At 69.6% G+C, this 13,227-nt stretch carries 14 protein-coding genes; 4 read left to right on the top strand and 10 right to left on the bottom strand.

Translation table 11 applies throughout. The features are described from left to right. Positions 1-119: 119 nt before the first annotated feature. Together A9X01_RS22110 and A9X01_RS22105 are read right to left on the bottom strand one after the other, a co-directional pair. Positions 120-788 carry a L,D-transpeptidase family protein gene (locus A9X01_RS22110; protein ID WP_065122774.1) on the bottom strand — a complete coding sequence of 223 codons (669 nt, stop codon included), beginning with the start codon at positions 786-788 and terminating at the stop codon, positions 120-122. A gap of 25 nt (positions 789-813) precedes the next feature. Continuing rightward, positions 814-1,524 (bottom strand): phosphatase PAP2 family protein, encoded by a 711-nt coding sequence (locus tag A9X01_RS22105; protein WP_253849294.1) that lies wholly within the window; start codon positions 1,522-1,524, stop codon positions 814-816. A 58-nt stretch (positions 1,525-1,582) separates the two neighbouring features. Here A9X01_RS22105 and A9X01_RS22100 point away from each other — a divergent pair, with 58 nt between their 5' ends. From A9X01_RS22100 to A9X01_RS22090, 3 genes are read left to right on the top strand one after another with little or no spacing between them, the layout of a single operon-like run. Then, positions 1,583-2,065: a hypothetical protein gene (locus A9X01_RS22100; RefSeq protein WP_065122773.1), complete on the top strand. Its 483-nt coding sequence runs from the start codon at positions 1,583-1,585 to the stop codon at positions 2,063-2,065. 24 nt (positions 2,066-2,089) lie between these two features. Continuing rightward, positions 2,090-2,761 carry a 5,6-dimethylbenzimidazole synthase gene (gene bluB / locus A9X01_RS22095; RefSeq protein WP_065122772.1) on the top strand — a complete coding sequence of 224 codons (672 nt, stop codon included), beginning with the start codon at positions 2,090-2,092 and terminating at the stop codon, positions 2,759-2,761. Then, positions 2,758-4,164 carry a sulfatase family protein gene (locus A9X01_RS22090; protein WP_065122771.1) on the top strand — a complete coding sequence of 469 codons (1,407 nt, stop codon included), beginning with the start codon at positions 2,758-2,760 and terminating at the stop codon, positions 4,162-4,164. Before bluB ends, A9X01_RS22090 begins: the two co-directional genes overlap by 4 nt. Here A9X01_RS22090 and A9X01_RS22085 read toward each other — a convergent pair. Further along, positions 4,153-4,947, bottom strand: a complete 795-nt coding sequence (locus tag A9X01_RS22085) for a trans-aconitate 2-methyltransferase (protein ID WP_065122770.1) — start codon at positions 4,945-4,947, stop codon at positions 4,153-4,155. The genes A9X01_RS22090 and A9X01_RS22085 overlap by 12 nt on opposite strands. 163 nt (positions 4,948-5,110) lie before the next feature. On the opposite strand from A9X01_RS22085, the gene A9X01_RS22080 reads away from it, so the two are divergent. After that, positions 5,111-6,352 carry an alpha/beta hydrolase family protein gene (locus A9X01_RS22080; protein ID WP_065122769.1) on the top strand — a complete coding sequence of 414 codons (1,242 nt, stop codon included), beginning with the start codon at positions 5,111-5,113 and terminating at the stop codon, positions 6,350-6,352. Here A9X01_RS22080 and eccE read toward each other — a convergent pair. The 7 genes from eccE to A9X01_RS22045 all read right to left on the bottom strand — a co-directional run. Beyond that, positions 6,339-7,349: a type VII secretion protein EccE gene (gene eccE / locus A9X01_RS22075; RefSeq protein WP_065122768.1), complete on the bottom strand. Its 1,011-nt coding sequence runs from the start codon at positions 7,347-7,349 to the stop codon at positions 6,339-6,341. The genes A9X01_RS22080 and eccE overlap by 14 nt on opposite strands. Further along, entirely contained in the window at positions 7,346-8,749 is a 1,404-nt protein-coding gene (gene mycP / locus A9X01_RS22070; RefSeq protein ID WP_065122767.1) for a type VII secretion-associated serine protease mycosin, read from the bottom strand. The genes eccE and mycP overlap by 4 nt, the downstream gene beginning before the upstream one ends. Continuing rightward, on the bottom strand, positions 8,746-10,143 hold the full coding sequence (gene eccD, locus A9X01_RS22065; RefSeq protein WP_155772218.1) for a type VII secretion integral membrane protein EccD: 1,398 nt from the start codon (positions 10,141-10,143) through the stop codon (positions 8,746-8,748). Before eccD ends, mycP begins: the two co-directional genes overlap by 4 nt. 87 nt (positions 10,144-10,230) lie before the next feature. Further along, complete coding sequence (locus A9X01_RS22060; protein ID WP_065122765.1) at positions 10,231-11,112, bottom strand: ESX secretion-associated protein EspG; 882 nt, start codon at positions 11,110-11,112, stop codon at positions 10,231-10,233. Positions 11,113-11,124: 12 nt separating this feature from the next. Continuing rightward, positions 11,125-11,415: a WXG100 family type VII secretion target gene (locus A9X01_RS22055; RefSeq protein ID WP_036351589.1), complete on the bottom strand. Its 291-nt coding sequence runs from the start codon at positions 11,413-11,415 to the stop codon at positions 11,125-11,127. Positions 11,416-11,444: 29 nt separating this feature from the next. Then, positions 11,445-11,738, bottom strand: a complete 294-nt coding sequence (gene esxG, locus A9X01_RS22050) for a type VII secretion system protein EsxG (RefSeq protein WP_036351586.1) — start codon at positions 11,736-11,738, stop codon at positions 11,445-11,447. Positions 11,739-11,795: 57 nt separating this feature from the next. Continuing rightward, on the bottom strand, positions 11,796-13,227 hold a 1,432-nt coding region (locus tag A9X01_RS22045; protein ID WP_065122764.1), incomplete at its 5' end, for a PPE family protein.

The raw sequence follows: 13,227 nt of genomic DNA, 5'->3' as shown, positions 1-13,227 counted from the left end.
GGCCCCCCCCCCCCCCCCCCGGCGCCCCCGGGGGGCTCTCGCGCGGCGGCCCCCCCCCCAACCCCCCCCCCCCGGGGGGGGGGGGGGGGGGCCTCGCGGCGGCTCGCGGGGTACCGGGCTTACTTGGCGATCGCGATCACCGCGCCGGGGCGCAGCCAGCGGATGATCTGCACGAGCGTGTCGTCATCGATCGCGACACAGCCTTCGGTAGGGCCGCCGTCGGTGGTGTGAAAGAAGAACGCGGCGCCGCCGCCGGGGACCTTGTTCTTGTTGACGCCCATCACCACCGCATGCTTGTACTGCGGAATCTGCAGGTTCTCACTTTCGCCAGTATTGAAGGGGCACTGGGCTTTCTGACACACCTGCATGGAGTTGAACGTCGGACTGTGGTCATCGCCGCTCCACCAGTGATTCGGCCCCACCTGCGTGTACGGCAGTCCCCCACCCGGGTTCGGCGCGGTGCCGAAGGCGGAGTCCAGGCTGTACACCCCCATCGGGGTGGCCGGATACCCGCTCTTGGCCTGCGGCGCCATGCCCGCCGACCCGACATGCGTGGGTATCCCGGTCTTGAGGGCCTGCCAGCCGGCGGCGGTGCGTTGATAGATGTCCATCTTCGCGTTGGACCCACCGGTCGAGACGACCGAAACCACTTGCGTCGCATTGCCAACCGAGTTGGCGAACCAGGGGTTGCCGGCGGCCGCGGCCAGCGGTGCCGCCAGTGTCGAGCCGAACAGGGCGGCCACCCCGGCGCACACCACAGCACACAGTAGAGCTACCTGTCGGCGCATCCTTTTATGGTCAAGCGCGCCTCAGCTAGGGGTCAAGTAAAGCTTGAGACCCGGTTGGGTCACGGGGCCGTGACCCGGCCTGGTCCTCGGGGCCGGCCGGCGCCGGCCGAAACACCCACAGGCACAACAGGAAATACACGTACCCCAGCGCCCAGCCGGCGATCACATCCGAGGGGTGATGCACGTTCAGCGCGACCCGGGCTACCCCGACGATGAACACGCACAACCCGCCCACCACCGTCGCGGCGACCCGCAGCGCCCGGCGGGACAGCAGCGGCAGCGACAAGGTCAGCAGTGCCGGCACGGCGGCCATCGCCTCCAGCGCGTGCCCGGACGGAAAGGACGTCTCCCCCACGAACACCAAAGCGGTCGCCGGTCGTGGGCGCCCGGCCAACTGCTTGCCGACCAGCGTCACGAAGCCATTGAGCGTCACACAGAACAGCACCAGTAGCGCCATGCGCATTCGTCGTCGCACCAGCAGGATCACGGATAGCACCAAGCCCAGCGTCCGCAGCGGAACGGGCCCCAACACGAACGACACAATGACCCAGAACCGCACCCACCCGGAATGCTTAATGCCGATGTCGTGCGCCGGGTTCAGCAGGGACCAATCGAAGGCCTCCAGCCAGCCCCACTGCTGGCGGTGCCCCACCCACAACACGATGTAGAGCGCCAGCGCCGCGAGCGCCAACCAGGCGGCTGTTGAGAATTTGAAGGCGAATCTTGGGCCAGTCACGCGCTAAATCGATATCAGCATCGGTGCACCGCCCGCGAAACCACCCCATACTGGCGTCATGGCGGTGATTCTTCGGCGGTTGTTCGGCGTCGGCAAGCTGCCCGACGACCTGCGTGCTGCGGTCGATGCCGAGGGCCTCATCCACCTGGCCGAGTACGTGGCGGTCACCCGGAAGTTCAGCGGCTCGATCCCGGGTCTGCGGTCCCAGGGCACGATCGCCAGTTACGTGGGTTGCCTGGCGTTCACCTCGCAGCGGGTGTTGGCGACGCTGTCGGTGGTGCCCAAGTTGGCCGGTCGCGTGGTGGACGTGCGCTGGGGCGACGCGGCCCGCGGCGCGGCGAGCGCGGAAATTTCTTCGACCGGATTGCAAGTCGACCTCGACACCGCCGCCGTCGACGAGCGGTTTCACGGCCATCTGTCACTGCACTTCAAGGACGCGATCAGCGACGATGTGCTGGCCAGGCTGCCCCGGCGCACGCTGGCATTCGAGGTGCCGCCGGAGTATGTCTTCCGGGCGGTGGGCGTCACCTACAGTCCGTGACGGTCGCGTTTCTACGATGGCCCGGTGACCGATTACGCATTCACCGCGCCGGAGCGGCGGGCGGTGTACCGCGTGATCGCCGAACGCCGGGACATGCGCCGCTTCGTCCCCGGGTCCGACGTCCCGGAGGAGGTGCTGACCCGGCTGTTGCAGGCCGCGCACGCCGCGCCCAGCGTGGGCCTGATGCAGCCGTGGCGTTTCATCCGGATCACCGACGGCCAGCTTCGGCGACGCATCCATGCCCTGGTCGACGAGGAACGGGCGCTGACCGGCGCGGCCCTGGGACCGCGCGAGGCGGAGTTTCTGGCGTTGAAGGTCGAGGGAATCCGGGAATGCGCCGAGCTGCTGGTGGTGGCGCTGTGCGACAACCGGGAGTCGCATATTTTCGGCCGGCGCACCCTGCCGCAGATGGACCTGGCGTCGGTGTCGTGCGCGATCCAGAACCTGTGGCTGGCGGCGCGCTGCGAGGGCCTGGGCGTGGGGTGGGTGTCGCTGTTCGATCCGCGCCGTCTGGCGGAACTGCTGGACATGCCCATTGATGCCGAGCCCGTCGCGATCCTGTGCCTGGGTCCGGTGCCGGAGTTTCCCGACCGGCCCGCGCTGGAACTGGACGGCTGGACCACGGCGCGACCGTTGACGGACTTTGTCTGGGAAAACCGATGGCAGCCGGCGAACGAAAGAGGTGACGAACGGTGACGAGTGACGGCTCGGCTGAGCCTGCACAGAATGTCCTGCTCGTGCATTGGCACGACCTGGGGCGCTACCTCGGCGCTTATGGCCACCCGGACGTGTCGAGCCCGCGGCTGGACCGCTTGGCGGCCGAAAGCATCCTGTTCACCAGCGCCCATGCCACCGCGCCGCTGTGCTCCCCCTCCCGGGGATCGCTGTTCACCGGTCGCTACCCGCAGAGCAACGGGCTGGTGGGTCTGGCCCATCACGGCTGGGAGTACCGCAACGACGTGCGCACGCTGCCCCAGCTGTTGTCCGACGCGGGTTGGTACTCAGCGCTTTTCGGCATGCAGCACGAGACCTCCTACCCGAAGCGGCTGGGCTTCGACGAGTTCGACGTATCGAACTCCTATTGCGAATACGTGGTGGAGAAGGTCGAGGAATGGCTGCGCCACAGCGTCGACGACCTGGCCGAACAGCCGTTCCTGCTCACCGCAGGTTTCTTCGAGACGCACCGGCCCTATCCGCATGACCGTTACGAGCCGGCCGACAGCACGGCCGTCGACCTGCCGGACTACCTGCCCGACACCCCGGAGGTACGCCAGGACCTCGCCGACTTCTACGGATCCATCACCACGGCGGATGCCGCGGTCGGCCGGATCCTGGACACGCTCTCGGAGACCGGGTTGGACGCGAACACGTGGGTGGTGTTCTTCACCGACCACGGTCCGGCTTTTCCGCGCGCCAAATCCACCCTCTATGACGCCGGCACCGGGATAGCGCTGATCATCCGGCCCCCCGCCGGCCTGGCGTTGCCGCCGCGCGTCTACGACGAGTTGTTCAGCGGCGTCGACCTGGTGCCGACCTTGCTTGATCTGCTGGGCCTCGAGGTGCCCGACGACGTCCAGGGCGTCTCACACGCGGCGGCGTTGCGGTCCCCGGACCCGGGTCCTGCCGTGCGCGAGCACGTGTACACCACGAAGACGTATCACGACTCGTTCGACCCGATCCGGGCGATCCGGACCAAGACGCACAGCTACATCGAGAATTACGTCCCGCGACCGCTTTTGGACCTGCCCTGGGACATCCAGGAAAGCCCGTCCGGGGTTGCCGTCGCGCCGTCCGTTCAGGCGCCGCGACCAGAGCGGGAGCTCTACGACCTACGTGCCGACCCCGGTGAGACCGTGAACCTGCTGACCGGATCCGCCGGCCGCGAGGCGGATGCCATCGCAGCCGAACTTGCTGTCCGTCTTCATGATTGGCGTCAGAGCACCGGCGACGTGATCCCGTCGGACTTCGCCGGCACCCGCATCGCCGAGCGCTACACCGAGACGTATCTGAAGATCCACCGCACCGCGCCGACCAGCAGGTCGGCCATCGCGGTGGACCGCGGTATCGAGGACGAAGTCGAACCGGGGCTAACCAGCTGAGCCGGCCGACCGCCGTGCCCCGCCGACCTGCGCCACGATGAACACCCGGCGGAACGGGAAGATGGTCGTGCCGTCCGGCCGGGCCGGGTACGCGTCGTCCAGCAGCGGGATGAGCTCGGCGCGGAACTGCTCCCAGCCCTCGTCGTCCAGGCGCTCCCGCACCGGTACCAGCGCGGTGCCGGTGATCCACTCCAGCACCGGGTGCTCGCCGGTCAACTGGTGTAGATACGTGGTTTCCCATACGTCGACGCGGCAGCCGGCATCCATCAGCAGATCTGCGTAGTGCACCGGCGGCTGCACCACCGCCCCAACACGAAACGGTATGTCCCGCATGATCTTTGCGTACGGTTCGCGCCGGGCCAGTGCGCGCACCGCCGCGTGGGACGGGGTCTCGAAGTTGCCGGGAATCTGCACAGCGATCCAGGACTGGTCGGCCAGCTGGCCGACCCACTTCACCAGCAGGTCGGAGTGTTCGGGCACCCAATGCAATGCCGCGTTGCTCACCACCACGTCAGTGTCGGGCTGGGGCTTCCAGTTGCGCAGGTCGCCGGTGACGGCGTCGATGCCGCGCTCGCGGGCAGCGGCGACCATCTCGGGTGAGCTGTCCAGGGCCTCGATGACCGCGCCGGGCCAGCGCTTGGCCAGATAACGGGTCAGGTGGCCGGGTCCGCAGCCCAGGTCGACCACGCGGCGCGCGCGGTCGGCGCCTACCCGGGACAGCAAGTCGTAGAACGGACGGCTTCGGTGATCCGCGAAGGCCAGGTAGACGTTGGGATCCCACATATCGGTCCTCCTGATCGACACCTGCAAAGGTTCGGTCCGTCGGGTGTCTATCCAAACCGTATTACCGGACCGGTCCGAATGGGCAGCCAAGGGGTCGAAAATAATTGACGATCCTGTCGAAAAGGTCCGCCTTCGGACCGGCCAGCGGGATACCATTCCGGTGATGTCTGAGAGCCCGGGCCTGGCCAACGAGGCCAACGCGGCCAACGCTGCCGATGCGGCCGACCCGATCAACCCACCGGTTCCCATTCCCGACGTCCCGGGTGCCGACGCGGGCGGCGAGGGATTGCCGCCGCGCTCCGCCCTGTCGGCACGCCAGCGTCTGGTGGTGGAGGCGTCGGCGGTCGGGGACCTGGCCCTGCGCACCACCGCCTCTTCCCTGCTGGCCACCACCGTGGCGCCGGCCGTCGTCGGCGCCAACCTGTGCCGGACCGGGTCCCGCGACGAACGCGGCAAGTTGCGGTTCTATGCCGAACTGGCCGCCGATCGCGATCCGCGCAAGTCGTTCCCCGCGCCCACCGAATCGCCGAAAATCGTGTCGCGGCAGGCCAGCCCGCTGGCCGAATGGGTTGCGCGGGGGGTCGTGGACAACATCTCCTTCAGCAGCAGTTTCCGGGCGATCAACCCCGCCATGCGCCGACAGTGGAGTTCGTTGTCCACCAACAACGTTGTCAGAGCCCAACATTGGCGCCACGAGGACGGCCCGCGGCCGACCCTGTGCGTGATCCATGGGTTCATGGGATCGTCCTACCTCTTCAACGGGCTGTTCTTCTCGCTGCCCTGGTATTACCGGTCGGGCTACGACGTGCTGCTGTACACGTTGCCTTTTCACGGCAAGCGGGCCGAAAGGTTCTCGCCGTTCAGTGGTTTCGGGTTTTTCGCGAACGGGATGAGCGGGTTCGCAGAGGCGATGGCCCAGGCGGTGCACGACTTCCGTTCGGTGCTCGATTATCTGCAGGGCACCGGAGTCGAGCGGATCGCCCTGACCGGCCTGTCGCTGGGCGGCTACACCTCGGCGTTGGTGGCCTCGGTCGACGACCGGCTGGAGGCTGTCATCCCCAATTGTCCGGTCGTCACACCGGCCAAGTTGTTCGGCGAATGGTTTCCGGCCAGCACGCTGATCAAGCTCGGGATGCGGCTCACCGGCATCAACGATGCCGAGCTGGAGGCCGGCCTGGCCTATCACAGTCCGCTGAACTACCGGCCGCTGCTGCCAAAGAACCGACGGATGATCATCACCGGTCTGGGCGACCGGATGGCGCCGCCGGAGCACGCGGTGGCGTTGTGGGAACACTGGGACCGGTGCGCCCTGCACTGGTTCCCCGGCAGCCACGTGATGCACGTGAGTCAGCTGGACTACCTGCGCAGGATGACGCCGTTCCTGCACCGCTTCATGTTCGAGTGAGCACCTGCGTCTCGGCTTCGGCCGACCGGTGCGATCCCGCGGCGGGTGTCGGCCACTGCAACCGCTCCAGCAGACCGGCGGGCGCCGCGGTGTGCCCCCCGAGGCGCTGGGTGGACAGCGGGTCCAGCGCCTGCAGCGCCGGCCGCTGATTGCCACGCTCCAGCGTCAGGCCGGACGCCGGCGCACCGCGGTCCGGCGCGGCGTCGGTGCGCAGGGCGCAGGCGGCGGCGACGGTGTAGTGGGCCCCGGTCCCGGTCCAGGCGATCTCGAGCGCCGTCCAGATCTCCCGCGCCGGCAGGGAACGCACCGCGGCCAGGGTTTCGGGAAGCGCTGAGTCAGCCGTAACCCGATAGGCCGCAACATAATTCGAGTCACCTTGGCGCACCGCGCGCCAGGTCTCCCGGGACGTGGGGCCGGACTCCCAGGCCAGCACCTCCGGTACGTCCTCCGCACCCACCGTGCCGGCTTCCCAGCCGATCTCGCGGAGGTGGTCCGCCAGCCGGCGGGCCGCCACCTCGGCCGTCTCCTGCAGCGGGATGCGCGACGACCGAGCCTGCAACGCAGCCAGGTTGTCGGCGGCCGACACCGTCAGCCCCACCCAGGTCTCGCGTACCCCGGCGGCGGTGTCGCGGCCGGTGATCCGGATGCTGTCGGCCCGCACGCCGTAGCGGTCCAGGTAACCGGCGATCAGCGGCAACGGCAGCGGGTCGGCGGCCGACGGCGCCGCGCCGACGCGCAACAACGCGGTGGTGCGGATGTTCGCATCCGGATCGGGCACCGGACGGCCTGATCGTCCCAGTATCGCCAGGCGACGGCGCAGGATCGTGGTGAAATGCAGCCCGCGCCACCAACCGAACAGCAGCAGCACTGTGGCCACGGCGATGCCCAGCAGCCAATAGGCGCGGGTCGACTGCCACGGGTAGGCCATCGCGGCGGGCACGACGGCCAGTAGCGCCAGGGTGATTCGGCCACTGGACGGCCATACAATCCGGCTCACGGGGTGGGCTCCTTTCGGCGGCGGCTGACCGCCACGGTCGCTGCGGTGACGATCACCAGCAAGGTCAGCAGGCCGGCTCCGGCCAGTGCGACGTTGCGCGGTGTGGTGTCTTTGGGTGCCGGGGGCGGCGGGACTTTCACCGGCTTGACCACCGACGCCGGGCTCGCGCCGCCGGCCGCGGCGGGCAGCTGCCAGGTCAGGGCGGCGACCGCGTCCACGGTGCCGGCCCCGACGACGTTCGACGGCTCGCGCGGGCCGTTCTGCGCGGTGGCGGTGATGCGGCGGACCACCTCGCCGGCCCTCAGCTCGGGATATTTGGCACGGACCAGGGCGGCGACGCCGGAGACGTAGCCGGCCGCATAGCTGGTGCCGCTGAGCGGAATCAGCCGCTGATGGTCGTCCGGCAGCCCGTTGGCCAGGCCGCCGCCGTCCGCATTGCTCACCGACGCGATGTTCTCCCCGGGCGCCGCGATGCCCACCCACGGGCCGGCCATGGTGAATTTGGACGGCCGGCCATCGGCCCCCACCGAGGCCACCGATAACACGTAGGGCTGCCACCAGGACGGGACGGACACGGACTTGACGCCGGCCCAGTTGCGCGGGTCAGCCGGTCGGCTGAGGTCGGTGAGCGGATTGGAGTCGCAGGACGTTCCGCCGGCCACCGAACCCGTCGGTCCGCTGTTGCCCGCGGCCGCGACGATCACCGCGTCCTTGTCCTCCACCGCGTATTTGATGGCCGCACCCAGCGCCGCCTGGTCGACCGGCCGATCTGCGGGCAGGCAGGTGATCGCCGAGATGTTGATCACCCGGGCGCCGCGGTCGGCCGCGTGCACGATGGCTCGGGCCAGCGCCTCGATGTCGATGGCGGCGCGGGCCAGCGTCGGATCGCCGCCCGGCGTGCGCGGCGAGAACTTCGCCGACGTCACCCGGACGGAGAGCAACCGGGCGGCGGGCGCGACCCCGGAAAAGCCGTCTTCGTTGGGCTGGCCGGCGACGATTCCGGCGACCAGGGTGCCGTGCCCGTCGCAGTCGGTCAGTCCGTCGGTCGACTCCACGAAGTCGCCGCCGGCGTCGACGTTGTTCAGCCGCGGGCCCGGCCGCACCCCGGTGTCGATGATGGCCACCAGCTGGCCTTCACCGCGCGAGAACTGCCACGCCGCAGGCAGATTCAGCATGGTCTGACTGGGCGTCGGCACGCCCGGGTCGGTGCCCGGGATCCGGCCGGAGACGCTGCAGACGCCGCGCTGCTCCATCGGCTGTACGGGGCCCGGTGTGCCGCTCGGTGGCGGCGCGCCGGCATCCACCACCGGCGGACTGATCGCCGACGCCGGCGGAGCCGACACGCCCGCCTGCAGCGCAATCAGCGTCGCCGCCAGGCAAGTGGATCCGGCACGTCTCATCGATTGAGCACCCAGGTGAACAGACCCACCAGGAAGGCCATCACCGGAATGAGCGAGGCATCCAAGCCCGCCGCGACGAAGCCCACCAGGCGACGCAGCGGCAGCGCGTAGCTGTCCGGCGAGGCGATCGACGGGTTCAGTGCGACCACGATCCAGACCAGCAGCAGCGCGGCAAGCACCGACACCGCGCCCAATGCGGCCCCGAAGCGACCGGTTGCGGCGTAGGACACCAGCAGAGCGCTCGCGACCAGGAACGGTTGAGCCAGCAGCCAGGCCTTGCAGGCCGCCGAATCCCAGACCCGGGCCCGCAGCGGGGCGGCCGCCGCGGGGGCCGCCACCACATACCAGCCCGCCACGCTCACCGTCTCGGGCCGGAACGCGATGGCCAGCGATCCCAACACGCTGAGCAGCACGGCTGCGGCGATGAACCCGTTCTGGTGGGCGTCGCCGATCCGGACCCGCCGCGGCAGGTCCTCCAGCACCCGCAACGATGGCGCCGACGGTGTCGGGTCACCCGGTGCCGGGATGACGGGCAGCGGGAACCGTGCCCACAGCGCGGACAGCTGAGCCGCCTGGATGGTGATCAGCAACGCGGCAACGATCAGCCCGCAGCCGATCGTCAGAATCGGTGGCTGCCATAGCAATTCGGCACCGGCCGCCAACGCGATGACGACCCCGACCACCGCGGCCGCGGTGAAGAAACCAACGGCACGCTCCCGTTCGGCGCTGGGCACGATGAGCACGATCAGCGACCACGCGGCCACCCCCGCCGCGGCCAGCAACACCTGAGCGGCGCCGAATCTGCCCGGCACCGCCAGCGCCAGGGCGGCGGCGATCGGTGCCAGCGCGGTGATCGACAACGCGATCCCGGTGCGCGGCGAACGAGCGGTGCTCAGCAGCCCGGTGATCGCGACGAGCGCCGCCACGACACTGGCCGCGACCAGCCCCACCAGCGCGCCCGTGGCGACGCGGTGCGCGACGGCCAGGCCGGTCGCCACCAGCGTCACGGCGATCACCGCCGCCAGAGCACCACGCTGAATGTGCTTGGCGCCCCATGGGTTACGGCGGGACGAGGAGAAGATCATCGCCGCATCCGCGATGTCCTCGACGATGCCCGGCGCCGCGGGACCCGTCGGCACCGGCTGCAGGGCAAGCAGGTCCCCGTCGACCACGCCGACGGTGTCCAGGCTGGCATCCAGGCTGAACGGCGCGCCACCGATCGGCGCCAGACTCAGGTGCGGCGCCGCAGCGACGTCACCGCCGTCGCCGTTCTGGGTTGCCGGCACCACCAACCGCTGCACCGCAGGCAGGATTTCGCGCAGCGGCAACTCGGCGGGCAAGGCCATTTCCGTCAACCGGCTCTCCGCGAGGATGGCGACGCGGACGATCGGCATGACGGTCCCGGCCGTCACTGGACCCTCGAGTTGTGCTGGTGGCGTTGCTGGAACATCGTGCTCTCTTTCGTGTTTCGGTGTCGAGGTTTACGAGGTCTGCGTGGAGAAGTCTCGGGCCAGCCGGTGCTCGGGGAACCAGTCCCCGTCCGGCAGGTAGGAAATCAGTCGCTCGATGGCGACCGCGGTCGCGAACGGGGTGCCGGGGCTGAACGTCGAGACCCATTCGCCGTCGAAAGCCCGGGACGGACTGACCAGCACCCGGCCCGCTTGGGTGTCGACCAGGCTCATGCCCACCTCGGTGGTGGTGTGCCGACCGTCTCGGTTGCACCCGGCGACGATCTCGACGTAGCTGCGCGGCCCGGTGAACACCGCTTCCACCACCGGCCGGGCCGAGGCCGGAATGCCAAGGTAGTCCAGGATTTCGGCGAGCGGCGCACCGCCGCGCAGCCGTTCGTCGGCCCGGGCGCCGACGCGTGCCGGCATGCTGAACTCCTCGAACCGGGCCGGCGGCCGCTGCGCCAGTCCCACACCCAGGACCGGGACCAGCGCCCGTGGGTCGTCGATCTCCATCGCCGTGAAGGTGACCAGTTGCGCGCTGCGCAGCGCCACCACCGTGCGGCCGCCACGTTGCGCGACGATGCCGCGCAGCATGTCGCAACCGTGGGCAGCGCCGGCGTCGGCACGGGCGGCCCCCAGGTAACGCAGATCAAGCCACCGGTCGGGGAAGCAGACCACCTTGATCCAGTCTGCGACCGCGGGGTTGATGACACCGCCGTGGTCGCCCGGCGTCATCAGTCCCATCCGGGCGAGCTCGGCTGCCTGACGTTCGGAGAACTCGGTTCGCTGCGCGCTGTCACGGTACGGCGTGGTGATGGCGAGCACCCATGGGAAGCTGCCCGCCCCAACCGTTTCCGCGATGAACCACGCTTGTTCGACCGTCAGCTCAACGGCATTGGGCATGGAGTCCATCGGGTTGCGGGGTTAGCCGCCCCACTTGGCGGCTTCGGCCTGGTCGCGGGCCATCATCGCCAAGGTGTTGGCCTCGTGGGTGCTGGCCATCGCTTGGTAGGCCCGCACCAGGTCTTCCATCGCCTGGTTCCACTGCACCTGCCAGGTCTGGTAGGTCATCCCGGTGTCGCCCTGCCACGCGTTCTGCAGCGCGGCTTGCTCGGCGGAGATGTCGGCACCCAGGCCCTGCATCGTGCCCGCGTACCCCGACATGTCGCCGGCGTGGGCCAGCATTGCCGGGTAGTTGTACATGATCTGCGACATGACAAGTCCTCTCTGGTGATCGACCCGGCTCAGAAACCGGTGTAGGTGGATGCGGCCGCGGCGTCGGCGGCGACGTAGGTGCCGGCGGCCTCACCGAGGTTGGCCTGCGCGATGTCCAGCAAGGTGTTGACCCGGGCCGCCACCTCGACGAAGCGGGCGTGGGCAGCCTGGAACGCCGCCGAGGCTTCACCTTGGTGGAACGCCTGGGCCGACATCGCGGCCTGCTCGGCCTGACCGATCGTGTGCCGCATCAGCCCCGCCTTGGCGCCGAACGCCGACTGCGAGGACACCAACTGGGGAATATGAGCATCCAACAAACTCATAACTTTTCCTTTCCAACTACTCGATTCACTCGAATCCGAATTCCTTTACCTGCGCGCTCAGTCGTCGTGCCGACTTTCCGGCCCCCCTTCCCCGTGCCCGTGGTGCCAGGTCCCCGGCACCATCGGCATGCGCGGTCTCTCGCCGAAGTCGTTGTCCGCCAACGCGCTCAGGCCAGCGGCTTGCAGTAGCGTCTCGGTCGGCACCGTCCCGGCCATCCCGAACCCGCCGGCTCCGCGGTCGGACGCCACGGTGTCGAAGTTCCATGCGCCGGCGTCGGTGTCGGCGCCGGTGTCCATATCGAGAAACTCGTCGCTGTGGTCCCGCAGCGGTGCACGCCGGCGTCGCTTGGCCCGTGCGGCCACGCTGCTGACCGCCGCCGCACCGGCCGCCGGGACCGTCGCCGCCGGAGCTTTGGCGCTGGTACGACCGCCGACGGTCGGACCCAGACCGGGCCCCCAGCCGCCCGGCGCGGCGACCGCGTAGGCGAGACCCGCCGCCGGAGCCGACGCCGCCGGCGCGGGGCTGGCAGGCGCACCCGCCGCCGCCGCGGATGCCGGCGCACCTGCCGGGCCGGCCACGGTCGAACCGAGGCCGGCGACTCCGAAGCTGTGCTGCTCCTCGACGCCGGGGACGGGAACGGCCGCCTCCGCGGGGATTTCGGCGGGGACGTCCAGGCTGATCAGGCCCAGGAAGCCCAGGCTGCCAAGGCCCACGGCAAGCAGCGGCGGCAGCCAGGCGGGGGCACTCAGCAGCGTCCCCCAGGTGCCCCAGCCGACCGGCTGGAAAAACGCCTGATAGCCGAGCGCGAAGAGCAGCGGGCCCCATGTGACAAGGGCGGCTTGCGGGTTGGTGGCGAAGTCGATGATCATCTGCTCGATCGCCGGAAGGGGATTCGACAGGAAGTCCCACAGCAATTGGCCGTCCGGCAGCATCAACACGTACGACTTCAGCAGCCCGACGATGGCGTCGATGATGCCCGTGAACGGGTTGGCCTCGGCGGCCGGCGCCACCGCGCTGGTCTGCAGCAGGGCCGGAGCGGCCTCGCACGTGAGCACCGGCGGGGCGGGCGCGATGCGCGGCGCCGTTGCCAGTGCCGAACCCGTGGCCGCCTGGTAAAGGCCCATGGTCGCGGCGGCCTGCAACCACATCCGTAGGTAGTCGGCCTCGTTGAGCGCGATCGGGATGGTGTTGATACCAAAGAAATTCGTGGCCACCAGCAGGCCGTGCACGACGTGGTTGGCGGCCAGCTCGGCCAGCGTTGGCATCGCCGCCAGGGCGGCGGTGTACGCCGTGGCCGCGGCTTCGTGCTGTGCGGCCACCCCCGCGGCGTCGGCGCTGGCCTGCTGCAGCCACGCGACGTAAGGCTGATGTGCCGCCACATACCGTTCGGCGCTCAACCCCTGCCAGGCACCCGCCGCGACCGTCCCCACCAGGCCACTGAGTTCCGCTGCCGTGGCGGCGTATTCGGCACTGAGCTCGTGGTAGGCC

This window comes from Mycobacterium asiaticum, from assembly GCF_001668675.1.
Lineage (GTDB): Bacteria > Actinomycetota > Actinomycetes > Mycobacteriales > Mycobacteriaceae > Mycobacterium > Mycobacterium asiaticum_D.
This window is presented reverse-complemented; position numbering and strand designations above follow the sequence as displayed.